The following is a 25495-nucleotide window of genomic DNA, read 5'->3' as shown; positions in this document are numbered from 1 at the left end:
TTAAAAGTCCCTGGGGCGATCAATAACAGTGTAATTCTCGGGCAGTTCGATAGAGTAATAATGCCGGGCAAGCGCTGAACGGTGGATAAGCGCTTCCTCTGGAACCGTCCGTCGACTAGCCAGATTTACTCTCCAACCTCCGCGCCACTTTCTCTTCGGAACGACCTCCGCGAGCCACCACCATCCACGGAGGGACCGATGCATCGTGCCATTTTCCGAAATTTCTTCGTCTTCGGAAAGCAGGGCCTTTGCCTTTGTACGATCACAACGAAGGCCAAGGGCAACCGCTTCCGCCAGCATCCATTCGAGCGCCAATTTGGATAGCCCGCTCTCGTCGGCGGCATATCCTCCACCGACATCGCCGTGGACCCCGGGAAACCATACCTCTACGGTGTCAGGAGTCGGGTAACCCGGCGGTGGTGCAGTAAATCTGTTCGTCCGAAAAAACGCACGGCGCTCGTCGATCGCGATAGCGTGGCGGGCGTGGAGAACGTCTGGATTATATGCGCTGTGTGGTACACGAAGCGGATTGGCAATCCAGCCAACGGAACTCACGGTGTCCCAAACACCCATGAAATGGATCGGGCAGGCGACAGAGCTGAAAGTCGTCTTGAAGTCAGCCGCTAGTTTAAACTTGTCGTCGGCCTTTCCATTGTCGTCGTTGAATCCGATCAGCTGTCGAATAGCGTAAGGCACTAGAGGCTCATTCCCTTTGGGAAATAGCCCGTACATTGAAAGAACAGACGCCAAAGCGCGCACGGTGTAGGCGCCGCGACTGAACCCGAAGAGAAACAAGCGGTCTCCCGGTTCATAAACGTTCATGATGTAATTGTAGGCATGCGCCAGATCCTTTTCGAGACCCCAGCCGACAGCCATTCCCAGCACGCGTCGAACCTTCCGACCTAGATCGGTGATGGCGCCGTCCGGTTCCATTGTTCCAAGACCAGGGTGATAGAAAGCAACCTGCTCGGCATCCTGCACCAGAGTTGAAAAAAGCTTGATTACGTTGGTTTTGTCGGCCGCGAATTGGTTCGCGGTCCCGTCACAGCAAATGACGACATTCTTCATGCGCCTGCCCCTCCGGCAAGTAAGCTATAGTCGGCCGATCAATATTATTTGTTATGCGTGAACGGTAAAAAGTTGCTGTATCCCGAAAGCCCAAATTGATGCTACACGTTAAAATCGCAAAGGGAAGAGTGATGTTTCATGAGCAAGGCATTTCGAAGAATAGGGAGGCGGCTTTTGCACAGTCAATCTTCGGACGGGATGACATGACAGGTTGCAATAAGGAAAACACGCGCATATCTAATTTTTCTACCGTACGCTGCGACGGAGGTTTCTAATGGCACGACGGACTTTTCTAAGTTTTTGCTACCAAGACGATCACTGGCGGGTTCAGCAAGTGAAAAACATGGGCGTTGTGGAGGAACAGCCACTTCTCAGTGCCAATAAATGGGAGGAGATTGAGGATCAGGGCGACGCCGCAATCGAGCAGTGGATTGATGACAATATGAAAGGCAAAAGCTGCCTTATTGTTTTGATCGGCGAACGAACCGCAAAAAGGAAATGGGTGAAGTACGAAATCAAGAAGGCATTCAATGATGGCAAAGGTGTTTTGGGCGTCTACATCCATAACCTGAAGGATTCAGATGGCAACCAGGCCGCGAAAGGCCAGAACCCGTTCGATGCATTTAAATCCGGTGATGAGCCGCTTTCGAAGTGGGCAAAGGTCTATAACCCACCATACACCACGAGCAGCAACGTGTATGATTATATAAAGGACAATCTTGCTGACTGGGTCGAGAAGGCAATCGAGTTGCGCAGCTAAATTGGTAACTCTTTCAAGCGTCACCAAGTGAATGGGTCATGAGCATCTATGAGATAGGCTTCCTGGGCGGTGATCTTCCCGATGAACGTGAGCGGCTCCAGCTTACCTTGTCTGAAATGGTCGCCGATTATTCGCTCGATATCGGAACGGACGTTATCATTCGGAGCGCTGAAGATCTGGAGGAACGCGATAGACATGCGGCGTTTGCAGCGGTCTATTTTGGCCACCCGGACAAGCCCGACATAGATGTCACCAAAACTGTCATACTGGACAGTGTTCCTATTATTCCAACCCTTGGACGAGATGAAAGCTTCTCAGCGGTCATTCCAGATTTCCTTCAGGTCTTCAATGGGCTGCAACGCCGCGACGATGATCCCGATATGCGGCATCTAGCCTCTGCCGTTTTGGAATGCCTTGGACTCCTGCGGCGGCAACGTCAGGTTTTCGTGAGCTATCGCCGGAACGAGTCCAGAGCCGCCGCTGTCCAGCTTCATGATTTGCTCTCGTCTCGCGGCTACGATGTTTTTCTGGATACTCATGACATTCGCCCTGGGGACCCTTTTCAGGATGTTCTCTGGCACAGGCTATGTGATTCCGACGTCGTGGTGATGCTCGATACCCCGACGTATTTCGAAAGCAAATGGACCAAACAAGAAATTGGCCGTGCGAGAGCCAAGGAAATTCATGTGCTCCGCGTTGTCTGGCCGGACCATCGTCCGAGCAGGTTTACCGACCTCGCAGAAACGATCTATCTTGATCCCCACGAACTGGAAGGCGTGGATGGCCCGATCATCGAGAAAACCGCCAACGACATCGTGACCGCAGTAGAAAAGCTGCGCAGCCGAAGTATCGCTTCTCGTTATATGTCCATCACCGGAAAGCTTCGCGCCGAGGTGTTGAAGATCGATGGGGTAGTTGAAGGCGTTGGCGCTCACCGCGCTGTCGCGATCAAGCTTGAGGACGGTCAACGGGTTTGGGCTTACCCTATCGTCGGTGTCCCCACCGCCCTCACCTTAAATGATGTTGCAGAGCGAGCTCGAGACGCTCAGCAAAGAGGAACGCCTGTTCTTATCTATGATCACATCGGTATTCGAGAAGCTTGGGCGGCCCATTTGAAATGGCTGGATGACAATATATCTTCAGTCAGAGCAATGAAGGTCAGCCAGGCCGGTTGGGATTTGGCTGCCTGGGAGAGCTAGTATGGATGGTGCGGTTTTTCTGTCCGCCGGGGTCCCTGATCCCAAACGAGGACCTGAATACGCGAAAACCGCTGATACGGTCGCGATCACTGCAGCAGTCTCCGCCCTCGTCTATGTCACCCTGGGCCGTCGTCGACTTATTTGGGGCGGGCAGCCGGCCATCACGCCCATGATCTGGACAGTCGCAGCAGATATGGGCGTGGAATATGGCTCTTGGGTACGGCTTTATCAATCGAAGCATTTCAAGGATGAATTCCCCGAAGAAAATCGGCATTTCCAGAACGTCAGCTACGCCGAGGACGTCGATAAGGATCTCAACAAGAGCCTCGAAGCGTTGCGGCGGAAAATGTTCATGGAAAATCAGTTTGCTACTGCTGTGTTTATAGGTGGTATGGGCGGAATCCTCGATGAGTACGAAATGCTTCGCCAAACTCAACCCGACACCAAGCTCATCCCTCTGGTTTCTGCCGGGGGAGCTGCTTCACTGGTGGCTGAGCGAATGGGTGACGTTGCTGATGATTTAAAAACAGATCTCGATTTCGTGGCATTGTTTCACCGGCACCTTGGTATTTCGGAGCGCGAGGAGCGGTTCCGGACACCAGCTGAACAACCTGCTGATATTGAAGAGCGATATTGGTCCAGGCCGCCAAAGCCAGCCACATTTGACGGCGCATAGAGATGCCGTTCCTTGAGCAGAATGATATGCGGCAGGTGGGCAGGGAGTATGCCAGAAATCTCGGCACGACGCCTGACGAAGCGCTAAGGCGGGTGGCGCGAGATCGCCTTGATCACTATGACGTTTTCTTGTCGCAGACGATCAGGGATGCAGAGATCGTCCTCGGTGTCTATGCTGTTCTCACGGGATTGCGTTACGCCGTCTTCTGCGACTGGGTGGAGGCGCCTAGTGCAAACCGCGAGGACGTTACCCCCGCTAACGCGGAGTTTATCCGGGATACGATGAGGATCTGCGACACTCTTCTTTTCTTGGACACAGCGCATGCAGATCAGTCGCTATGGATGAGCTGGGAGCTGGGTTGGTTCGACGGGGCCAAAGGTCTTGTCGCTGTCCTCCCGGTCTTGCCAGATGGAACCAGATACTACCGAGGGCGAGAGTTTTTGGGACTCTATCCTTATGTCGAGCTTACCGAGGACGGCCGACTGAAAATAATGCGCCCCGTTGTGGCAGGACCCAATGGCATCATGATATTCGAAGCGCCGAACTCCCGGCCGTTCGATTCTTGGCGGAAGCATCCCGACGACCCGTTGCGGCCCCGCACGCCAGGCTATTCCATTCGTCGGTTCTGACCGCTGTCGCCTGGGCTTTGGAGGTTGCTGAAGCAAAACCTCCTGGTTTGCCGTGGATTATACTTTTTCCAAGTTTACATTGAGCGTCCACAGAATAACCTTCACACGCAATTTCTGAATCGGAGACCGCGTGAAGAAAGAAATATCGCGCTTTATTGATAACTACTTTGCCGAAATGGTAGCTGGTAACGCCGCCGTGTTTGCCGGCGCGGGTCTTTCGGTACCGGCGGGGTTCGTTGACTGGCGAAACCTCTTAAGGCCGTTGGCTGATGACCTTGATCTGGATATCGATCGCGAGACAGATCTTGTCGCTGTCGCCCAATTCCACGTGAATGCCCATGGAGCAAATCGCCATAAGCTCCATCAGGCAGTTATCGATGCGCTCTCCGCCGACAATCCTCCAACCAAGAACCATGAATTGCTCGCTCGTTTGCCCATATCAACCTGGTGGACGACCAACTACGACAAGTTGATCGAGACGTCTCTGAAGCAAGCCGGGAAGATCGTTGACGTCAAAACTTCCGTACCTCAGCTGGCAAACACGCGCCCTCGGAGGGACGCCATCGTCTATAAGATGCATGGCGATGTGGACCATCCCAGCGAAGCGGTAGTCACGCGCGACGACTATGAACGGTACAATCTCGATCGAGGAGCCTTCCTCAACGCACTTGGCGGTGATCTCGTTTCCAAGACTTTCCTGTTCTTGGGGTTCAGTTTCACCGATCCGAATCTTGACTACGTTCTATCCCGGCTGCGCCTTAAGTTCAAAGCGGACCAGCGCGGGCACTATGCCATTTTCAAGAAACGGAGCCGGTTGAAAAGCGAGGATGATCAAACGTTCGAACATGCAAAAATCCGTCAGGCGCTCGTCATCGAGGATCTGAAGCGATTTAACGTGAAGGCCGTTCTGATCGATGAGTATTCTGAGATCACCGAAATCCTTCAAGAGCTCAACGGCCGTTATCGTCGGCAATCCGTGTTTGTTTCCGCGAGCGCGGCGTCGTTCAAACCTTGGGGCGAAGCAGCCGTACTCGACTTTATGCGAAGGCTTGGGAAAGCCCTCGTGAAAAACAACATGAAAGTCGCTACCAGCGTGAGTGCCGGCGTCGGCAATGCCATATTTACGGGTGCTCTCGAACACATCATGGAAGTGAAGGCGGGGCACATAGAGGACTTCCTGACAATCCGACCGTTTCCCAGCGCTATCGCGAACAAAAATGAACGTCGCGCTATCTGGGATCGATATCGGCAGGACATTCTGCAAAACGCAGGCATCGCCCTTTTCCTTTTCGGGAGCAAAGATGTGGACGGTGCGGTCGGACCTGCCACCGGAATGGAAAGGGAATTTGAGATCGCAAAAGAACTGGGTCTTGTCGTTGTTCCGGTTGGAGCAACTGGCTCAACCGCGGAGACCTTAGCGGCGAAGATTACAGACGCAGACTTCGAAAGTGAACATCTAGATCAATTTCGCAACCTGCAGAAGTCTACCGACGATCTTTTGACTCTCATCGATCCGATCGTCGAACTCGTAACAGCCATCCGAGAAGGAAAATAACGTGGCCCGCAAGGTGTTCTTCAGCTTTCATTACGATCGTGATGTCTTCAGGGTGATGCAGGTGCGGAATTCCTGGGTCGTTCGCGGCGAGCATGAGGCACAGCCGTTTTACGACAAAGCCGAGTTTGAAACCATCAAGAAGAATGCGGGTGGTATAGAGCGTTGGATCGAACAGCAGCTTAACGGCACATCAGTCACAGTGGTGCTGTATGGAACCGAGACATATGATCGTCCTTGGGTTCGCCATGAAATCAAGCGCAGTTATGAACTCGGCAAAGGGTTACTGGCCATCGACATTCACGGAATCAAGGATCCGCGACTAGGCGGCGATATCCCAGGCCGCAATCCTCTCGATTATTGGCAGGTTCAACGAGGTGGCCGGACATACACGCTTGGCCAATTGCATCAGAAGTACGACTGGGTGCGCGATCGCGGATACGATAATATCAACCGGTGGATTGAGGAAGCAGCGCAGGCTGCGGGCCGATAGCCGCGTGAATGATCCCCATCAGAGTTCGAGTGTCCTAACCCCAATGTCCCGCGACACGATCTTCATCAGTCACGCTGCGCCGGAAGATAACGACTTTGTCCGGTGGCTCGGCGCAAGGCTTATTGCGCACGGCTATAAGGTCTGGGCAGAAGTGTCCGAGCTGAAGGGCGGTGATGCCTTTTGGCGGAACATCGAAGAAATATTGCGCAATCGATGCGGCAGGTTCATTTTCGTTATTTCGAAATCAAGCGTCGGCCTCGACCGCGGCGGCGTTCGCAACGAACTTTCCGTTGCCGACGCGGTTGGAAAGAAGCTCAGTGACCGGTCTTTCATCATCCCTCTCCTGATTGATGACACCGCGTCTGATGACTTTCCGATCCAACTGCATCAGTTGCATGCTCTCAATTTCGCAAAAGGCTGGGGCGAGAAACTCTCCGAACTCCTTGATTTACTTGACGAGTGGGACGTCGCCCTCGGAACAGGAGCGGTGCGAAATCGATGGGATGGAAGGCTCCCGCTCCGCCGGGGCTAGGATGGCATCGTATGTGGAGGGCTCCCGCGTTGAGGAAAATTGGCTTCGTTATGCAGCGCATCTCGAGTGCGGTCGTGTGTCCGGCCTTTGATGCAGCCATCTACCGACTGCTGGCCTTGAAGGGTTCCGCCAGGATCGTGCCCCCAATCGATTAGACGGGCTTTTTGACGTCCGCTACGCTAAACGGGTTCGGCTGATCCATCGGGATCGATTTGCTGCCTTCACTTACCTCTTTCGCCTCAAACTTCGAGCGGCCTCAGCTGCTTACGGGCTGAACCGCTCTTAGATCGTTGATTTCCTCGTATTCGCCGCCTCGCTTCATGATCGACCATGCGATGCGAGCCATCTTGTTGGCAAGAGCAACGGCTGCGACTTTTGGCGGCCGGCGGCGCAACAAGCCGCCAATCCAGCCAGTACCGCTGCCTCCATCGCGGCGAATGTAGCGAAAGACCGAGGTCGCGCCGAGTATCAATAATTGCCGGATATATCGATTTCCTTGCTTGCTGATGCGGCCGAGACGGGTCTTGCCACCGGATGAATTCTGTCGCGGTACCAAGCCGAGCCAAGCAGCAAAATGTCTCCCTGACCTAAAACCTGCGGATCGGGGACGATCGAAGAAAGTGCCGACGCCGTGACAAAGCCAACTCCTGGGATGGTTTCCAACCGGTTCGACAGATCGTTTCGGTAATGCCAGGAAATCAGTTTCTTTCGATCACTTGAAGTCGCTGCGCTAGATCGCAAACCAAATTTGCTAACCCTTCCAGCACGAATCGAGCAAGCTCCGGCAGGTCCGAGCGCTCACCTCGCGCAAGTTCCCGCACGACACGCGCCATCTGGCTGATGCCCACGCCAATCGAAATGCCAAGTTCGGTAAGCTGGGCGCGGATCGAGTGCAGGAGCATCGTGCGCCGCTTAATGAGCAGAGCTCTTGAACGGTGCAGCATCGCCGCGGACTGCTGCTCAACGGATTTGACTGGCACAAATCGCATCGTCGACCGCATCACGGCTTCGCAGATCGCCTCGGCGTCCGCGGCGTCATTTTTCTGCCTTTTCACGTAGGGCTTCACATAGGCCGGCGGCATCAGCCGCACGTCATGCCCAAAGGCCGAGAGTTGTTGCGCCCAGTAATGGGCGGTCCCACAGGCCTCGATACCGATGAGGCAAGGCGGAACCTGCGCGAAGAATGCGCTGCGCTTATTTCGGCGAGCTCTTTGCTGCGAAGGAAGGCTCGAAGGTGGATCGCGAGCTGATGTTCCTGTCCGCCACTCTTCATGACCTTGGCTTCACCGATTACGGCGACGGTCCAAACAGGTTCGAGATTGAAGGTGCCAACGCCGCCAAGAGGTTTCTGACGGAAAAAGGCGTTTCGGAAGACCGATCCTGGAAAATTTCGTCGAACATCGCGGCCCATACTTGGGACATCAACCTTTTCAGGGAAGGCGAGGCTCGTCTCGCCCAGATCGGTATCCTGTTCGACGTCATCGCGCTGCCCCCGAGATGAAGCTCGAGCAGGGCCGACGTCGACGAGGTGGTTCGCCGTTACCCACGTCTGAACTTCAAGAAGGGCTTCTACGACATGCACAAACAGGACCTGGAGCGTAAACAGCCCTATCCCCATCGCTTCCACTTCTGCACGTGCATTGTGCACGAAATGGGCAACGCGTTACCGATTCCCGATCCGCACGCGTGGCTGGAAGGCGTTCCCTTCGAAGAATAACGCCAGCTATACTTGTCACATATGCGGCCACGATTCGAATTGAGTGTCGCGGCCGGGAGCATTTTAGTCGCCTAGCCGGCATTTTATTGTAGGAAAATTCTTTTGAAGGCACTGCGCTTGTGAAAAACGCCAAGAGTAGTTGAACAATCTACGATTTAATGTGAAATTGCTTGCACGCGCGACGCATCTGCGTCGGCCAATGTTTGGCGGGCATGATCATGCTGTCGATAAAGACGTTTGACCGCTTGTGGGCGACAGTCGAAGGACGAATCCTTCTGGCCAATCTGGCGACACAACTTGAAGCACACATCGTCCCGGAAGATTATGTCGTCAAGCTTTTCATCGCTCTCGAAAATTCTACTGGAAGCGACCTGAAGGATATTTGGAACCAAATCATCACCAGCAGCAAGAGCGATTCGACGCTCAAGACACTCTATTTTGCATCGAACCAGAAACAGGTCCACGACGAACTGCCGCTGTTGCTGAGGATCGCTCCCTTTCGAGCAATTCTCGCAAACCTGGTATCCAGTTCCGTAGAAGAATACGATCTCATCCGCGACGAGTTCGAGGGACAGCAGGATCGCCTTCGAAAAGAGGATTTGGACCGGTTCGAGCGTCGCATCTTTTCGTTGATGAACGGTGCGGCCGAAAGGCGACGGAGCGACTTCAGCCACGGTGGAATACCCTGGCTGGAGGCTCGTCTGGCAAGCAACATCAAATTCAATCGTTCTACGGCGGACGATCCTGCATTTTGCACCTCTTCGTCGACCGCGGACCGTGAGTTCGAAATCTTCAGGGATCGAGAGGGAATTGCCGACCGCGCCCGTGACATCCTGGGCTTGGTACATTATGACAACAATCCGAACTACGGTATCACCGCTCTCGGGGCAATCGCGTTCGCGCCGGCGGATCTAGAGGGTGCTTCTCGGGCGACTTTTGCGAGACCCACAATCGCGGACATGGTCTCGACCACGCGCTTCAAGGGGGTGTTCGGATCTCCGGGAAAGAAGGCTGATCGGTGGGGACGCGCATTCGATCTTTCTCTGATCGACGCCCAGAGACCGTATCGCGGCGGTCGGGAAATCGTCGTTCCCGCCAGAGTTCCGCACAAAGTCCATTTTGCTTTTCTGGGCTACCTTCGAATTCCACGCGGCGACATGAGCAACGATCCCCGTCGTCACAAGAAATTTGAGGAGATTTGCATGAGGGGACGATCTCGCGAGCATTTCGTTTCAATATTGGTCAAGTGACGGCAGGACACGATGTCTTCCAATTCATCGCTCACCAAAAAAGTTCGAGCCTATCTTTCGGCCGAAGGCGACGGCGTCGACGCCGACATCGTCTCCGCCTGGCTGAACGATTGCGTCCGCAGCTGGTGCAACGGGGACGGCCCGGTCGCCTTCGCTCCGTTTTCTGGATATTTTGCCGACCAATCGCCGCTGGTTTTCCAACTGACAGAGTTTGCCAAAGCAGAGCTGTCCAAATCCAAGAAAGAGAGCGGCCCGTCCGACCGGCTCGTCTTCACACGCGCCCTGTTGTCGGCGCTGAGCAACCCGCTCGTGTTCGGTTCGGCGGACAACGACGCCATCGTGATCGCGACCGACTATGCCGAATTCTTCGAATTCCTGTGCTATCTCGACGTGGCGAGCGCCTTGAAAGTCGCAAACACACTTGCGACGGAACGCAAGTTCGAGCGCTTCACGTTCGCCAATGAACAGCCGCTCCTGCTGGAGTTGTTCAGGCGCTACAACCGTTTCGGTTTTTCGAGCCACCAGGCGAGTAAATTCATCGAGGCGGTCTTCGGCTTCTTGGGCGCCAATGCGGCGGCATTTGCTTCTGCGGTGCCGAACGTGGTCACGGCCAAGATATCGTCGGTGACCGACGACTACGTCGCCTTGCAGGCAGCGTTCGAACGTTCCATGCCTCTGGCGGAAACATACCGCAGTTTCCTCTCCGAACATGCGCCCGAGCAGTTCGTCGATTTCAATACGGACTTTTTCGATCGGGTCGCCAGATGCGTTCCCACCGGCTTCACCGCTTATCTGGAGGATCTTTCACCAGAGGCTAACAAGAAAATTCGGGTCAACGACCTTGTGATGTGGCTGAAGCCCCCGCCTGATTTCCAGGTCGTCGTCAGGCCACCGATCAACGCGCCGATCGAACTTCAAGATCTCTTGCCTTCCTTGCTGCCCGGGACCGACGAAGCGGTGAATGATATTTACAGCATCATCAACCGCGAAGGGATGGCGCATGACGAACCGTAGCGACGATCAGATCCGCCTGATCGGCAGGTTCATCCAAACTGCCTCTCGCTTGCGGCGAGAGCTCATCGGCAGAAACGAAACAATTCGATTTTTGGCCAAAGCGCCCGAAAATGGCGTTATCTACGCGTTCGACACGCAAATCATCGCGATTGCCACAAATCCCGATACGTATGGCCCGCTTGGCAAAGACGGTCGCAACGGCGCGGGTCGAATTTTCCCGGGCGACGAACTGGATCACGCATCCCAGGTGCGGGTCGCTGCTGCCCTCGCCTCTTATGTCTGCCACACGCTGACAGCAAAGCGACCGATTTTTCAATTGCCCGCGCACGGTGCGGAGACGAAGAAAATGTTCGAGGACATGGCTCGAACCGTCGCCAATCGATCAAACCGCCGGTATCAGGATTTTGTCAAGTCGGTCGACGACGAGTTGACACGCAAATTGTTGGCGCTGAGCTCGGATCAGTCCTTTCGAAGATTGCTCGAGCTCACCGTCAAAAGCCTCGGCGCTTCCGAAGCCGGAGCGGCCGCAACTTTCAGTGCGTCTCTGATCGATAGGGTCGTCGATCGGATCACGGAAACGATCACCCATCACAATTCGGCGCAATATGCACTGGCAAGCTATTTGAAACTCATGCAGACGCGAGGCCTCGTCCCGATCGACGTGGCTGCCGAACGACTGCGCCATCAACAACGCAACGAAAGCCTCGCTTGGGCCTTCGGCGTCGGATCGGTCGACAACCGCACGGTGGAGGAGATCATCCGTTTCAACCAGCTTTACTCTCTCTGGGTGACGCGGATCGGTTCGGTCAAATCCAGATTGATCAGACGCGAACGAATCCACGTAGACGCAGACAGCCTTGCCTGTCTCGATCTCGTGAACCGAAGGCTGGCGCAGGTCGGAGCGAATACGCGTCTGTTGTTCATCACGGCCGACGACGGACTTGTCCAGGCCGCCAATCGAAAGATCGAGCACGGCGAAAACCCTGACGCCCGATTGGACCATCCTTATTTCCAAACCTTCTGCGTCAATTACATCCGACATCACACTGCGTTCATCGCCGAAAGCCTGATCGACGAGAGACCGGACGTCTTGTCGGAAGACCTGAAGATCCTGACATGGCTCGACGGCTTTCTCGGAAAGATAGCGGGGATGCGGGCGTTCGAGCTGGATGAACTTGTGCGGACCGCCTATGACGGTGACCGCGCCAGGGCTTATGCCGAGAAGTTCGTGACCTCGTCGCATATGAGCTATTCCGATTTTGCTCAAATCACACGCCAATGGGAGGAAACGAAAAGACTGGGGTCTGGCCGAGAAATCTTTGCAGAGCGGATGCGACGCCAGGACGCGATGGGAACCGCGATCGAGAGACTCCTGACCGAGCAACTGGCGCAGCGAGGCGATCTCGACGCCAATACGTTCGCCGCTCAGGTGACGGAGCTTAGCGGCAAGGTGGCGCAGGACCTGTGGGAGGAGTTCGTCGTTCTGTTGAGCGAGACTGGCGCAGACATGCTCCTGGCGGATCAACGAAAATCCGCGCGCAACCCTCCCGACGTGAGGTTCGATTCGCTCTCCAACACGAAGCGTATCTTCGAAAAACTCCTCGGCCCCGACGCTTACAGTTCCGGCGAGGAGTTTTCGAACGACCTCAACAGGGTCAAAGCCGACACCGACGACGAAAAGCCCGGAAACAACACGCTCGGATATCTCTACTACCTGATCATCGCCGCCTTGTTCGCCAAAAACGCGCGTTGGTCCGTCAGCTATAGTCTTGCGTTGCGCGCGATCGACGTCGCAGAAAAGCATCTGCGTTCCGACGGTGTCGCGTTCAAGCGGGGGAATACCAATTTTTCGGGCCGAGAAGCCTATTATGTCGCTGCCGTCACCGCGCGCGTGATCGCCAAGACCGATGACGATCTCAAGCGTGCGGAAGAGCACTTAGCGCGTGCGGGAGAGGCATTGACCGAAGATCACCATGCCGGGACGGCGAAGGCGATTACCAAGCTGAGGTTCAAAAGCGAGCGGCTCGCCCTTCTGTTGTCCCGATTTTACCTCCTCTCGAGCCATGGCGAGAACGATCGGGCCGAAGAGGCCAAACGAGACGCGCTCAAACAGCTTCGCAAGATATTGCCTTCCACCAAACCGACGCTTGACTTCTCCAGCTGGAGGAGGGTCTCGATCGCACATTTCGCGACGAACGCCATCCAGGTGCTATTCCTTCTCTATCGCGACGGGACCCTGGACTCCGCCTTCGATCTCGCAGACGGCAAATCAGCACTTGCCGCGCTTGCCCAAGCCCTCACCGACATCACCGAGCCGCACGCGCCAGGCGAGAAGCACGCCAACGGGATCCCGAAGATCAACCGAACGTACCTTATCGAATCCTATCTGATCGCCGCAAAACTCGCTTTGCAAGACGAGGACATCACGGAGGGTGACGTCCACCGCCATTTCACAGACGGCAACATCGCCACATACGCCGTCACTGCCTACGACAAGTATCGATATTCCGATCTGAGGGACGCCTGCCTCAACCTCGCCAGACGGAAACGTTGACGCGATTGCCTCGAACTCGAACTGCCCGTCCCTGCGCTCTACGCTTTGGCTTTTAGATCGCAGCGTCGCCACGCGCGGACGTTATCACGCCGCACAAGGATACGGTCGCCGTCCAATCAGGACAGAACCAAGTCGCCTCCCGGACGCGACTGCGGGCTTCGTCTGCCAGAGCCTCACGGAAACGTCGGACGACTTTTCCAGATCCCGCAGTTTCAACCGATAGCGCCCCAATGATCTCGTTCCGCCAACAGGCGAGCACGATATTTCAACTTGAGCCACCGGCCGAGTTCCGAATAATGCACGAGTTCCACCGACCGGCGTTTCGCTTCGGCCTTCATGTTCGCACTCAACGTCTTATTCGTCACGATCAGGCTGCTCGCGCCGCCTTCGATGTCCTGGACCAGAGACCAGATCTGCTCAGCGGTTACCGGCGTAAACACAAGGAGCGTCTCCTTATGTCGTTCCACTGCAAAGCTGCGTTCTGCGCTATAAGTCTTCTCGAAGCCGTAGGCTGCCGTCACCGACACGCACAAATCCCTGAACTCTTCTGCCGTCCGACGTCCCGCCCGAACGCCAGGCGCAAAGCCGACCAGCGTCGCTCCTAATCTCGATCCTGGAACTTCTGTGAATTCGACGGGGTAACGCCTGTCGCCGAGATGCGTGACGCGCGGGACAGCCCTGTTGCGCACGGGCCACACGATCTTGATCGCCTCTGCCGTGTGGAGAAGAACGTCCTCGGAGAGCATATTGAATATGAGACGCCTGATATTCTCCACCTCGTCGACGTCGTTGTTGTACCTCAAGATACCGACGGCTCCCAACACGCCCTGGGCTCTCAAGCTTTCGAGGAAATTTCGGCCTTCGCCCGTTGCTCGCAGGGATTCGATCAGCCCGCTCAAAGTGCCGGAGAGCGTTCGCGATAGCATGTGGAGTGTCGACATGCCGTTTTGATATCGGCCGGTCTGGCGCAAGCGATGTCCGGCGAGGACCCATAGGACGTCTACCGATGGCAACGAGCGCAGGATTTCTTCGGGTGACGATTTCAGCGTGCTCGGCGTGCCGAATCCCATTGGTCGCAGGTTGATCGCGTGCCGATAACGAAACATATGCGATCTTTCCAGTTCTCGGTGCGCGCGTCGAACGTCCGACATGTCGCTACCGGTCGTCGTCACGAACAACTGCTTCGTCGAGGACGGCTCGGACGACGACGTTCCCGACGCAACCGCCCGTTTCTTTCCGAGTTCGGAACTGTACTCTTCTCTGCCGAAGAAGGGTCTTCTCGACAGGACATGCGCTGCGACCCCGCCTGTGCCGTCCAGCCGCCATTCCTCGTTCCTGTTCCTGCTTTCGGTCGTCAGGCCGACGAACCGGACGTCCTTTATGCCAAACACTCCGGCCAGTTCCCAAAATCGCGGCAGGCGGTCGGTGTTCACATCGAGTGGAGCTGGACCATAAATGGTGGTGACGTTAACGTTCGAGACGGCGACGATCTGTCGGAGAATATCGGGTATCCGGGTTCCGAACTGGGCAGCGACGTCTTCTCTGATCGCAGGCAGGAGAACAGTCGCGTCACGCCAGCTGTCTGCACTCGCGGTCGAAATGTCACCAAGGTGCTCATACGCCAATCGCAAGATTCGCCGGTGCTGTGTCTCACTTTTGCAGAATGCGACCATCTCGGCGGCAGCGATCGGATAGCCGTCCAATTCACCGTTCGACAACGCGTTCAGTCCGTAGTCTCTCATCTCCTGCTCCGAGCCGATGAGGAGCTCGAAGCGTTCGTTGCGATATGCCCAGAGCGCCGGGTCGCCCTCCTCGACGACGCGGGCCTCGTCGTCACCGATCTGCGAGGCGAAGCGAGTGTCGAGAACGGTCGGTAGAAATCGTTCTACGGTTCCGTCCGGAGCAATCTTCTGGACGAGGTCTGAATTTGCGCGCTTTTGACTTCGAAAGACGGGCAATTCGAAGCCGACCGTCTTGCGTGCGGTCGGCAACGTGCGATCGAGCAGCGGCATTTAGCGGCCCATCTCCGGCAACAGGCCCTTCTGCGCATAGTATGCAAGGCAGAGGTCGGTCACCGTCGACGTATATTCGTTCGGTTTGAACCGGTTGTGAACGTTGTAAGGCAGTGTCGTAATGTTGAGACGCTTGAGGGCGTCCCCGGTCTCGCTATCGACAAAACTCGACGGGATGACAGCAGCCTCCACCCAGTCGCCAAGCGAAATCGTACGGTCGAATTGCACCTCGATCGAAGAGCCTCTGCTATCGCCGGCGTTGCTATCCTTAGCGTCGATCAAGGCGGCATAACTTCGCGCTTCGAACTGGGCCGCGTCGAAACGTGCATCGCGGTCAGACTGTCCAAGCAAATAATTCTTGGCCGAACCGAAAAAAGTCGTCACCACCCGCCCAGGGGTCGACAGATCGGCCTCCAGCGCAAAGTCGCCAAGTTTCATGGCCTTGTGCAGAAACCTTCGATAATAGTCGTCCACGAACGCGCCGCTGTCGAACGGGAAGATCCGCCTGATGTCTGCGGCCAACGACGTCTTGAAAATCAGACACACAGGAAGATAGTGCTCGAGCGACGCCGCCGGCTCGTCCGTGTTCGGCCTGTAGGAAGGCCGCCCGTAGAATGTGTAGATCAGATGCTCGCCGAGGAAGACGTCGCAGCTCTCAGGAACCAGATCGCCCTTAACAAGGGCATCTCCAAGAGCATAAACGTCGGTGCTATGGACCAAAGGAAGTTGCGGGCTCGCGGGCTGCGACTGTGCGACGAGCGTCTTCAGTCTGTCCTTACCTTCGTCGTGTGAATGCATTTATGGCTCCAAAAACGCATGCTAGTATGAGAAGACCGATATCACAATTCGCGCGCTTGGGTCGCAAATATTGCCTTCCGTGCAATCCTTCGAATCTGCTGCGAGACTTTCGGCAAAACGGTGCCGAAACGCTCGAAGAGCATGCGTGTTGAGATCGGGCCGGGTTTCGTCACTTAACGTTTTGGTGGTCGCAACGAGAAAAAGTGACTCCGCCTGGTACCATCGGCCATCACAGGCACATCGCGCCGACCCCGTGGAACTGCCTTTTCTTTGACGGGGCCGTGTCGCGCCTTGTCAAACGCAGCGTATCGCGCCAGGCGAAGGCGAGGGTTCGCTTTTACAGACTGCGGGACGGGTCCATTTCGGTCCGACCGGAGCCGGGCAGTCAGCCCTTGATCTTCTTTCTGGTATCGGGGATCGAATACCGCTTCATCGGGATCGCCCTCCATCCCGTCAATCCTTGCGTTGCGGCGCGTATCGTTTCCTCGTCCCCCTCGACCAACAGCGAGGTCGACTTTTCGTCGACGACGGTCGCGCCCGCGCGACCCATCCTTTCGGCTGTCTCGCTCGAAGACAGTGCAGCCGCAGATTCCCTCCGCAGGATTATCTGCTGCATGACGATTTCGCTCATGACCATTCCTAACCTGGAAGCCCGAAGCCTTCATAGTCCCGGCCAAAGCCGAGGGGCGTCGCAGCCTCGAAGAGCTTGTCTTTCAGCGCGGCACTCCTGCTCGCGCCGGTTAGGGCTAATATAGGGGCGTTTGCGGCCAAAAGATAGGCTGCAAACCCCGCCAGGGCCGGGCTTGCCATGGACGTTCCGCTCATTACGCCGAACGTGCCGCCCGGCAATGTGGAGACCACCCCCACTCCTGGACCGGTGAGATCGATCTGCGGCCCAAAGTTCGAAAAGCCGCCGAGAAAACTGAGATTCGATCCGGACGGCTTTGCGATATCGCTGCTTTCGGACGAGGTCGGCGGAAAGCTGTCCGTCCAACCGGCGGCAGAAACGGCCACGCAGAACGGCAACGCGGCAGGGTAGCTTACCGGTTTTCGTCCGTCGTTGCCGGCTGCAGCGACGACCAGGACGCCGTTGTCCAGCGCCGAGCCGATCGCCGCCCGCACCGCTTCGTCCTCCGTTCCCCCGCCCAGACTGAGATTGACGATGTGGCACCCGTCCTGGACAGTCCTGTCGATAGCGCTCATGATGTCGTAGTTTGTGGCCCCGCCGCCCGCATTGGGAAACACCCTATAGCTCCTCAACGTCACGCCGGGCGCTACGCCGGCGATGTCAATGCCGCCAGCCGACCGCGCGCCGACGATACCTGCGACATGCGTGCCATGCTCGCCGTCGACGTAGGCCGGACCCCAATCGTCGACCGCACTCGGATTGTTTTTGATCTCGTCCAGAACCATGTTCGCCCCTCCCGACACGTTCGACAATAAGGGGTGGTTTTTGTCGATGCCGGTATCGACGATGCCGACGACGACACCCGTCCCCGCAGTCAGGGGCAGTGCGCGCCGGAACCGGCGCAGCGACAAGAGGTTTTGCGTCAGATCGATCGGTTCGAGCTGCAGACTAGCGTGCGCACCAAGCGCAAAGCTTCGCGCGAACCGACCCCAGTAGCGCGGGGGGCCATAGACATAGAGCCGTTCCAAGACGGTACCGGACGCGATGCGCAGCCGGACGGTGCCGTTGGCGTCGGTATTGCCTTGGTCGCCGGCACGGGTGCGAAAGTTCGTGAATGCGACGACGCGCGCGTCGGCGAGCGGGTTGCCGCCCGTGTCCTCGATCCGAAGGGAGGTCGCCTGAGCGGTCGCAGCAAACACTGCCGGCGCCGCCTGACGCTTCACTTCGTACATGACCCGCATCTTTTCGTAGGTGACGACCGGGACGATCTTGAGCGACGGCTCCTCGAGCCGCAGCGCGAGTTCCGTCTCGGGCGTCATCTCGACCAGCTTGGGTCCGTCTTCGCTGACGGAATCGATGACGTCGACCTTCGTCGTCGCGGAGCGGACGGCCGTCGCCCCTCCTCCGGCGACGACAGCCATCGGAACGGCCGATCTCAGCGACGCTGCTTGAGCAAGTGCCTGCGAACGAAACCCGTAGGCAGGAAGAACGACATATTGCTTCCGCATTGATCCATCCCCTCAAAGACGACGGCGCGCAGTCGTCCGCACGAGGCGCCCGCTCATGACCGCTTTTCATCCGTCCCTATGAGATTAGAATCGCCTTTTGCATAGGAACGCCACGCGCCGGCGCCTATGGATAAGGCATCGACGAAGACTTCGACAATATTTCGAGTACTTCGATATCCTCGGTATCGATACTGGAAGCGGCAAAGGCATCGATTATGCCGCCCTTGTCTTCACCTATATTATAATACTACAATAATATATATCCCGCAAGGAATTCTCGTTTAAATTGAGCGGCGGGATTTACTTCCGGCGACGTCGAGATCAGGTCGAGAGCAGGGCCGTCTGCCTCCACGACCAGAGTTGTCGGCGAGGCCGTCACCGCGGTGACAGGCACGGCCCTTGCACACAGCGCCATTGTAGCTCGACGCGAATTTTCGGAATTTTGACACGAGAAATCGGAGTTTTTGAAACCGCTTCGAACGCCGCTTGGAGCATCCGCCGATTGCGCTACGGCGCAATCACAGAGCCCGATGCCGGCAATGCCCGCCATAGCATTATCGCCCCAAAGGTAAGTGCAATCCCCGACATCGCGATAGAGAGGTTCGAAACGAGCTCGAACTCTTTTCTCTGTCGATCCCACCTTGGAGCGCCGAGGATTTTTCCTCATCGGTGCGGGCGACCAAAAACTTCAGGAAGACTTCGGCATTTACAAGGGTCCTCTTTCTCGCGGCATCCGGAGACAACGGCAAAGAGCGCCCCCATCAAAACAGCATTGGCGACCAAGAGGCTCTAACCTCGGGTACCGCACTGGCAACCTGGATGAGAGCTAGGATCGCGCCGCCATTTAAGGCGAGAAGAGAAGCCAATATCCATTTCGAGAGATCCGAATAGGAAGTCTGGCTGGCGTTGAATGCTTACTCTGCGACTTTCATGTAGATCGATAGCTGCTCTTTGCCCATTTCCCCTTCGCTACAGCGAGAAACTCCGTCAGCGCGACCGTGCTTCGAAGCCTCTTCCAAGGCACTTCGAAGCCCCTTTCTTCCCCTGCAAGAACGCCGATCGACTTAGCTGTTGCCCTCGACATCGTGCATTCGGCTTGAGAGGGCAATTCCTTCGCCTTTCGAGGGACGTTGGCACCGATGTACCCCAGCCCTTCAGGGGTGGAGAGGCCGACCTTTACGACGTACTGCTCCAAACGGGGCTGATCGATTTTACACCCGCAAGATTCAGCGTCCGCGATAGCGAGGCCGCTCGCGAGCGGCCCACGACGACGGGTCGGCCGCATCAACCGAATGTCCTCCTACTTGCCGGCATCGCGCGCAGCGCGCTCGATCCATCCGCCAATGTTGTTATAGCCATCGTCTCGAACCCAATCATAAGTTCTATAGATCGACGTAAAGGGCACACCCTTTGCCGACCAGTGTTCGAGCGGATTTCGTCCTTGCTGATCCGTGCCGTACAGGGGATCTCGAACACTATGGATGTCGATCGCAAGTATGCCCATTTTCCGCTCATAGCTTCGAAGGATTTCGTGCTTCACCCAAGGCCGATCATATGTTTCGCGGCCGAAAAGCACTGCGGTCACGGAGCATCCAGACAACTGCTCCTCAATCCAGTTTTCGATTCCCCCGACCCGCCGTTTCGCGTCTTCGAATTCGGCCTTGTCGTAAAAAGGCTGCGCGGCGCCCCGTTCTCGAATTACCCAAGATTGTCGCACCTGCTGTATACGTCGCACGTCACGATCGTAATGAAAGCTAAAAAACACCTTGCGCGCCATTATTTTTTGCCTTCCTGTAATATTTGGATCGCCTCAAGCAGAGGCTCGAGCAACTCGATCGGCCGGTCCGGTCTGACTAGCAGACGCTCGATTGTCTCTTTTGCCTTTTCTCCTAGCTCAGGGACGATCGTCGCCAAATGCCCAAGCGCGTACCTTGCGATGTCCTCGGCAGCACCACCCGTAGCCCCAATCGGCAGAACTGCGACCCCATTTTCCCGCGCTATCTCAAATTCACGGAGCATGCCATCCGATAGCTGTACCTTGCCATCGGCCTCTTTCGTACCGAAAAGGAAAATGGCGATGCCGGCGTGAGACAATATCTCTTGCCGGTAGCTTGCCCAAAGATCCGGGTCATCGCCACCATGCATCGCCTGTGGAAACGGACGCAGGATAAGCGCTTCGTCGACAGAACGATTGCTTCTCAGAACCTCTCGAAGCGCGCCAGATAAAAGACTGTCGCCGATACCGACACCAAGGCCGCTCGCGATGCGAGTCCCTCTCGAAACAAGGCTCTGCCCCAACGTTTCTATGAATTGATTGACGTCATCAGCCTGCCAGCCGCCGTAGTCAACCGAGCTGGCTGCCACGAAAACGGTTCGACGCTTGTAGCGTTCGACGAGCTCGCGCAGAAATTCGGTGATTTCCGCGTAGTCGTCGACTGTTAGGACGCGAACGCCAAAACGCTTCAGATCCTCGATCACAAGCGTCTGCCGAAGCTTGTAGTGCTCGAAGTCAGCGTCGGATTCCCCTTGCAACCGCGTTCGCGTCTTGAACACCGCATAGTGTCGACGTTGGTTGTTTGCGAACGTAAGCCGAACTCGTGTCAGGACATGCTCAAGATTGGGATCTGTGAAACTGAAGCCCAGGAAAAGAAAGGTCTTTGAGACGAGATCCCCGGCAAGAGCGGTGATGAACGCTCCCCGCTCCTTCGGATAACGCTCGAAGTCGTCTCTCGTAGCGACGGCCTCGTCCGGACGTTCGACGTCGCCGTGCATCTTGTAGACTGTCGCGTCACGGCGAGGTCTGGTCGTAGCCAGTTGGGGCACTGCACTTTTGACGTCGACGATCTTCCCGACTGCGCGAAGAGAATTTTCGATCAACCTGTCATAGTTCGTGGTCCACCAAGTCTGGATAGGCAGTTTCGCGAGTAACCTATGATTTTCTGTGGGAGGATTGTCGGCGGCAATAGCCTCGATGACTGCCTTGTGAAGCTTATGTCGGTTTGCCCCACTTGCATTGACGTGAAATTGAGCAACGGCGACGAGGTCGTTTTCCAATTGAATGTTTAACCCAAGTTCCTCAGAAAGAGGACGGATCAGTTCCCTCCAGTCGACATAACCCGCGGGTACGGACAAACCAGCACCCGCGAAAATCGCCGCACTTCCTTCGATAAGTTCACCCAAGTAATCGTCAACGAACTGACGGATATGCGGCTTCATCGATCCTCTCCAATTCTTTATGCAACCTTACTTTTCAGATGCAACCTGCGTCAATCGTCGGCGGACGTTCTCAACCGAGATCTCCAATCGGACGCTGCTATAACCTTCGCGACACAACGCGAAAGCTAAGAAATTGAATTTCAACAAAAATTTACGACAATCGGAGATAACGGCCCGAGGATCACTATCTTTTTTTCCGGTAGACGATGTTTCGATTGCACTTCCGACGGATGGCCATGTCAGCACATCGTCGATTTTCAATTAGTTGAAGGTATCTCAAGGGCATTTATGCCATCTTTTAAAAGGTCCTCGCAGGCCTCGCTGTCGGCGCCACCAGACGGTGGCTCGCCACGAGTATTAGGGCGGTGCGCTGTGAAGCCTGCGACGCGGCGGCTTACCGTCCGGCGCGCCGCCAACCGGCAGCTTTCGCGTCCGCTTCGGAGCAGAACCAACGCTCGCCATATTGCGCGCGGATGACGGTTTCGTCGTAATATTCCTGGCCCCTGACGTGATAGATCTTCTCTCCGGAGCCGATCGAGACGTTGCCTTTGACGTCACAAGCCGGATCGTAGAGTTCTCTCGGCACCAGCGTATATCCGCCGGCCCCGAGAAACGAAGCCGTCGACGAAAGCAGGACGATGACCGTAAACTTGTTCATGTCTCCAGATAGCAGGCAAGGACGTCGACTTCGTTTGAACAACCGCTAAAGTTGAAACGAGTGGCTCCCTGCTGCTTCACGGACGTGGCCCACGTCTGGCCGACGTCCGACCGAGCATACATCACCCTTGAGTGATGGGCCGCCTGATCCGCCGCGATCCGAAGAGGCAGTCTCGCGACACCGAACCGATTGCCGCCCCTGACCGATTGCTGTCGCATGGATGCTTCGCCACAATGGTCTCGGAGGACAGTATTGCATGTACACGCGCAGAGACATCGCAGATCGGGCAATCGCCCGAGCACGCAGCCGCGGCATGCCGATCGACATGGACACGGAGATCCTGGCGCTCATCGACCTTTGGGTGGAGCGCGCAATCGACGCTCCCGAAATGCGGCGGCGCCACGCATTACTCGTCGCCCAGCGTGCGGAAGACGCTCGATGGCGAGCGTCAAGACGCGCGACGAAGGCTTTGCCAGATGGCCCCAGGGGACGTGTCGTCGACCGAACCGACAGGCCGCCCTTACAGCGCGACGCCATCTATCGGCGCTTCAGGGCTAATACCGGACCTGGGGAGCGACGAAGACCTTTGAGCGGGCCGCCTGGCCCTCTGCCGGGAAGCTCACTGCTGGTGCACCGGCGGCAGGCGAGGCCCGGAGACACCCAACTACCCAAACCGCCAGTCCGGCGAAAAGTCGAGTGCCGTCGGCCAAATCAAAGAAACCGTCTAACAATCTTCAGTCGCTGCTTCGCTTCCTGAAGCGCACACCGACACCTCCGCCGTTTTCCGGAATGAATTCGATACCGGCATCTTCAAGGACTCGCCTGATATTTTCTAAGGTGGCCGGTCGGAGCTGCTCACCTCTCTCAAGTCGAGTAGTCGTTTGCGTCGAAACATTCGCGGCTTTCGCGAGATCGAGCACTCCCCAAGTCAGCGCGACACGATCGCCGAAATCGCGGGCGTCGAGCGGAAAACCGTATATTCATGGCTGGAAGAAACCGTCCCGCAGGCTGACCGCGAGCTGCGTGTCGCAAGCGTCTATCCGATCCTCAAGGAAGCTGTCGGCAGCGACTTTGGCGTACTCCATCGGGTCTGGCGGTCGAAGACCCGTGACGGGGTGAGCCTCGAATCCATCTTCTCGAGCGCAGACGTCGACCTCGCCGCCGTGCGCGGTCAGCTGGCCTACCTCCAGTCCTCGATCACGAACCTCCGTGCTGCGGACGAGCGTCGAAAGGCAAAGCCCGGCAAGGGGACAGACGGGAAAAACGGGTACGTCGCAGAATCCGCGATTGCAGATTTCCAAAGGGTCTGATCTCATCGTCCTGACAGGATTCAAACAGGCCGCCGATGTCCGCTTTCAAGGATGAGGCCGACAAGCTGCTTGCGGCCGGTTGGCGACAGTGTTCGACGTTCTACCCCAACGCCGTAGTCGGCGACGACCTCGGACTGCCCGAGCGTTCGATCCTGGTCGTCATGACGCAGGCCTGCACCGTCGTCGGGATCCGGCGGCGGATTTCGGAGTGGGACCTCCTTAGCGGTCTGATGGAGCAGGCCTGACTTGTTCGATCGCCGCTTGGCTTCCTGGAGCGCGAACGGTTCAGACATCCGGAGAGGAAGCGCCCGGGAGGAGGCGATCACCTCCTCCCGGGGCCGAGGATCAGTGCGGACGTCTCGTCTCGACGAAGGCGCCCGAGCGCTGCAGCTCGATGTTGCGGGCGAGCGCGATGGCGTTGCTGATCCTGTTGCGCAAAGCGGCCAGTTGCTCCGGCGTCAGCTGAGCGATGGCGCGTTCCGGTCCGCCCGTCACCACGGCGTTGTCGGCCGGTGCGGCAAGGGACGGAGACGCTTCGGTCGCGGCTATGAAACTGGCGACGAGATCGTCGACGAAATACCCGCCGCTCGCCGTCGCGTCGACCAGGTTCTGGCCGACGGCTGCAGACACGACGGCCGTCGCAGGCATGTCGGCGGACGGCTCGTAGCCGCCGGCGACGGGTGGTGGGCTCGGCTCAGGCGCCTTGCAGAGATAGCGGCTCAGCACATAGCGGCGGAACGGCAGGAACGCGTCCGTCAGCGTCGGCGACAAGGCCCGTGTCTCGCTGACCTGTACAAATCCCCCTGGGTCGACGTCCGGCCAGCGCAAGACCGAGCCGTCCTGTCTTTCGAGGACGACGACGCCCGGTCCGGCGAAACCGCCGCTGGCAGGCCGTGCGGCCGTCATGTGACAGCCGGCGCAGGTCGCGGCGCGGGCCCGATTGAGCAGAACCTCGCCACTTTGAGCGCCGACGAAAGGATTGGCCGAGCGACCGGCCTGGGCGAGCATTTGCGTGACCAGCGTGCTGCGCCCGCCGTCGCCCGGAACGTCGGACAGTCCCTGGGAGGTGCTTTGGAACTCGTTGAACTTGTCGTCGTTGCCAAGCGCGATCGTATTGAGAAGAACCTTGTCCGGCGTCACCTCGTCTGCGCCCGTGCCGAGGTGGTAGAGCGGCAGCTCGTTGACCAGCAATTGATGCTGGGGTGTCGTCTCGCTCAGCAGACGCAGCGCGATCGTGCTCGTCAGCGACTGCAGGAATTGCCCGTGCAGAAGGTTCGCGACCGTGGCTGGGTTGTTGGCCAGGAAGTCCGTGCCGGTAAGGTCGTCCCGGTAGAGTTCGGCGAGCGGATTGTCCTTGACCGTGACCGGAACGAAGGTCAACGGAATGGCGCCGGGCGCCGGGCGCCGGATTGAAGGTGCGTTGCGTCAGCCACTCCCGCAACTGCCAGGGCGGCGGGTTGAAGGCATTGGCGCGGACCTGGCCGCGGCCGCCGTCACCGCCATAGTTTCGGTAATCGATCACCGGTGTGACGAGGTCGGGCGCAGCAAGGCCCGGAGACGTCTTTCCCTCGTAGTAGAAGGCCGAAAGCCGACGTGCGAGCTCGACGTCCGACAGACCGGGTTCGGACAATTTCGCCCAGAACTCGGCAACTGGCTTGCATCCGTCCCTGCCCGCCGCCGGGTCGGGATTCGGGACCATCGCCTCGAAGATCAGGAGAAAGCGTCCGGGACGTTCCGGTTCTTTCCCGTAGATGATGCGATGTTCGCCGCAATGGACCCAGTTGTCCGGCGCGAGGTCGAAGCGATTGAACAGGGCAAGCGGCTTCATGCCTTGCACGTTACTTTCGTCGAGCATCGCTTCGGGCGTCAGCGCGCTCGCCTCCCCGCGGCCGTCGAGCGGCATGACCGCACCGGCTTTGGC

Annotated in this window: 24 protein-coding genes and 1 pseudogene; 13 read left to right on the top strand and 12 right to left on the bottom strand. The window is 57.1% G+C overall.

Annotated elements, in window-relative coordinates; all coding sequences use genetic code 11:
* A complete protein-coding gene (locus H4W29_RS28390; protein ID WP_192732128.1) occupies positions 1-1068 on the bottom strand; it encodes a T6SS phospholipase effector Tle1-like catalytic domain-containing protein in 1068 nt (355 codons plus the stop codon).
* 274 nt (positions 1069-1342) lie between these two features.
* On the opposite strand from H4W29_RS28390, the gene H4W29_RS28385 reads away from it, so the two are divergent.
* The 7 genes from H4W29_RS28385 (at position 1343) to H4W29_RS28355 (ending at position 6909) form a co-directional block, all read left to right on the top strand.
* Positions 1343-1828, top strand: coding sequence for a TIR domain-containing protein (locus tag H4W29_RS28385; RefSeq protein WP_192732127.1), 486 nt, complete (start codon positions 1343-1345; stop codon positions 1826-1828).
* A gap of 38 nt (positions 1829-1866) precedes the next feature.
* Positions 1867-3027, top strand: a complete 1161-nt coding sequence (gene thcB4 / locus H4W29_RS28380; protein WP_192732126.1) for a Thoeris type III anti-phage system protein ThcB4 — start codon at positions 1867-1869, stop codon at positions 3025-3027.
* A gap of 1 nt (position 3028) precedes the next feature.
* Positions 3029-3703, top strand: a complete 675-nt coding sequence (gene thcA / locus H4W29_RS28375; protein ID WP_192732125.1) for a Thoeris type III anti-phage system protein ThcA — start codon at positions 3029-3031, stop codon at positions 3701-3703.
* Positions 3704-3705: 2 nt separating this feature from the next.
* Positions 3706-4332 carry a toll-Interleukin receptor gene (locus tag H4W29_RS28370; RefSeq protein ID WP_192732124.1) on the top strand — a complete coding sequence of 209 codons (627 nt, stop codon included), beginning with the start codon at positions 3706-3708 and terminating at the stop codon, positions 4330-4332.
* Positions 4333-4462: 130 nt separating this feature from the next.
* Positions 4463-5887, top strand: coding sequence for an SIR2 family protein (locus H4W29_RS28365; protein ID WP_192732123.1), 1425 nt, complete (start codon positions 4463-4465; stop codon positions 5885-5887).
* 1 nt (position 5888) lies between these two features.
* Positions 5889-6377, top strand: coding sequence for a TIR domain-containing protein (locus H4W29_RS28360; protein WP_192732122.1), 489 nt, complete (start codon positions 5889-5891; stop codon positions 6375-6377).
* 43 nt (positions 6378-6420) lie between these two features.
* A complete protein-coding gene (locus tag H4W29_RS28355; RefSeq protein WP_192732121.1) occupies positions 6421-6909 on the top strand; it encodes a toll/interleukin-1 receptor domain-containing protein in 489 nt (162 codons plus the stop codon).
* A 256-nt stretch (positions 6910-7165) separates the two neighbouring features.
* Here the strand turns inward: H4W29_RS28355 and H4W29_RS34860 are convergent.
* Positions 7166-8156, bottom strand: a pseudogene (locus H4W29_RS34860) (IS110 family RNA-guided transposase); the annotation flags it as partial.
* On the opposite strand from H4W29_RS34860, the gene H4W29_RS28340 reads away from it, so the two are divergent.
* The 3 genes from H4W29_RS28340 to H4W29_RS28330 all read left to right on the top strand — a co-directional run bounded on the left by H4W29_RS28340 (position 8093) and on the right by H4W29_RS28330 (position 10890).
* Positions 8093-8410, top strand: a complete 318-nt coding sequence (locus H4W29_RS28340) for an HD domain-containing protein (RefSeq protein WP_192732119.1) — start codon at positions 8093-8095, stop codon at positions 8408-8410. The pseudogene H4W29_RS34860 and the gene H4W29_RS28340 overlap by 64 nt on opposite strands.
* A 428-nt stretch (positions 8411-8838) precedes the next feature.
* Positions 8839-9876, top strand: a complete 1038-nt coding sequence (locus tag H4W29_RS28335; protein ID WP_210332382.1) for a hypothetical protein — start codon at positions 8839-8841, stop codon at positions 9874-9876.
* Between the two features lie 12 nt (positions 9877-9888).
* The gene (locus H4W29_RS28330; protein WP_192732117.1) at positions 9889-10890 is read left to right on the top strand and encodes a hypothetical protein; all 1002 of its coding nucleotides are present in this window, start codon (positions 9889-9891) and stop codon (positions 10888-10890) included.
* Here H4W29_RS28330 and H4W29_RS28325 read toward each other — a convergent pair.
* On the bottom strand, positions 10856-11128 hold the full coding sequence (locus tag H4W29_RS28325) for a hypothetical protein (protein WP_192732116.1): 273 nt from the start codon (positions 11126-11128) through the stop codon (positions 10856-10858). The genes H4W29_RS28330 and H4W29_RS28325 overlap by 35 nt on opposite strands.
* 108 nt (positions 11129-11236) lie before the next feature.
* Here H4W29_RS28325 and H4W29_RS28320 point away from each other — a divergent pair, with 108 nt between their 5' ends.
* Positions 11237-13444, top strand: coding sequence for a hypothetical protein (locus H4W29_RS28320; protein WP_192732115.1), 2208 nt, complete (start codon positions 11237-11239; stop codon positions 13442-13444).
* Between the two features lie 212 nt (positions 13445-13656).
* On the opposite strand, the gene H4W29_RS28315 is transcribed toward H4W29_RS28320, so the two are convergent.
* The 8 genes from H4W29_RS28315 to H4W29_RS34560 all read right to left on the bottom strand — a co-directional run bounded on the left by H4W29_RS28315 (position 13657) and on the right by H4W29_RS34560 (position 23244).
* Positions 13657-15456: a hypothetical protein gene (locus H4W29_RS28315; protein ID WP_192732114.1), complete on the bottom strand. Its 1800-nt coding sequence runs from the start codon at positions 15454-15456 to the stop codon at positions 13657-13659.
* Entirely contained in the window at positions 15457-16254 is a 798-nt protein-coding gene (locus tag H4W29_RS28310; RefSeq protein ID WP_192732113.1) for a hypothetical protein, read from the bottom strand.
* A gap of 385 nt (positions 16255-16639) precedes the next feature.
* On the bottom strand, positions 16640-16885 hold the full coding sequence (locus tag H4W29_RS28305; protein ID WP_192732112.1) for a hypothetical protein: 246 nt from the start codon (positions 16883-16885) through the stop codon (positions 16640-16642).
* 8 nt (positions 16886-16893) lie between these two features.
* Positions 16894-18390 carry a S8 family serine peptidase gene (locus H4W29_RS28300; protein WP_192732111.1) on the bottom strand — a complete coding sequence of 499 codons (1497 nt, stop codon included), beginning with the start codon at positions 18388-18390 and terminating at the stop codon, positions 16894-16896.
* A gap of 1300 nt (positions 18391-19690) precedes the next feature.
* The gene (locus tag H4W29_RS28295; protein ID WP_192732110.1) at positions 19691-20167 is read right to left on the bottom strand and encodes a TIR domain-containing protein; all 477 of its coding nucleotides are present in this window, start codon (positions 20165-20167) and stop codon (positions 19691-19693) included.
* Positions 20167-21606 carry an SIR2 family protein gene (locus H4W29_RS28290; protein WP_192732109.1) on the bottom strand — a complete coding sequence of 480 codons (1440 nt, stop codon included), beginning with the start codon at positions 21604-21606 and terminating at the stop codon, positions 20167-20169. Before H4W29_RS28290 ends, H4W29_RS28295 begins: the two co-directional genes overlap by 1 nt.
* Before the next feature lie 394 nt (positions 21607-22000).
* The gene (locus tag H4W29_RS28285) at positions 22001-22264 is read right to left on the bottom strand and encodes a sunset domain-containing protein (protein ID WP_192732108.1); all 264 of its coding nucleotides are present in this window, start codon (positions 22262-22264) and stop codon (positions 22001-22003) included.
* A 734-nt stretch (positions 22265-22998) separates the two neighbouring features.
* Complete coding sequence (locus tag H4W29_RS34560; RefSeq protein ID WP_312872506.1) at positions 22999-23244, bottom strand: helix-turn-helix domain-containing protein; 246 nt, start codon at positions 23242-23244, stop codon at positions 22999-23001.
* Between H4W29_RS34560 and H4W29_RS28280 the strand changes: the two genes are divergently transcribed.
* Together H4W29_RS28280 and H4W29_RS28275 are read left to right on the top strand one after the other, a co-directional pair.
* Positions 23146-23574, top strand: coding sequence for a hypothetical protein (locus H4W29_RS28280; protein WP_192732107.1), 429 nt, complete (start codon positions 23146-23148; stop codon positions 23572-23574). The two genes, H4W29_RS34560 and H4W29_RS28280, sit on opposite strands and share 99 nt — an antisense overlap.
* Before the next feature lie 35 nt (positions 23575-23609).
* Positions 23610-23819 carry a hypothetical protein gene (locus tag H4W29_RS28275; protein ID WP_192732106.1) on the top strand — a complete coding sequence of 70 codons (210 nt, stop codon included), beginning with the start codon at positions 23610-23612 and terminating at the stop codon, positions 23817-23819.
* 100 nt (positions 23820-23919) lie between these two features.
* On the opposite strand, the gene H4W29_RS28270 is transcribed toward H4W29_RS28275, so the two are convergent.
* Positions 23920-24954, bottom strand: coding sequence for a hypothetical protein (locus H4W29_RS28270; RefSeq protein ID WP_192732105.1), 1035 nt, complete (start codon positions 24952-24954; stop codon positions 23920-23922).
* Between the last annotated feature and the right edge of the window lie 541 nt (positions 24955-25495).

This window comes from Rhizobium viscosum (genome assembly GCF_014873945.1).
In the GTDB taxonomy this organism is placed as follows: Bacteria; Pseudomonadota; Alphaproteobacteria; order Rhizobiales; family Rhizobiaceae; genus Rhizobium; species Rhizobium viscosum.
The sequence above is the reverse complement of the archived record's forward strand: the minus strand, read 5'-3'. Positions and strand labels throughout refer to the sequence as shown.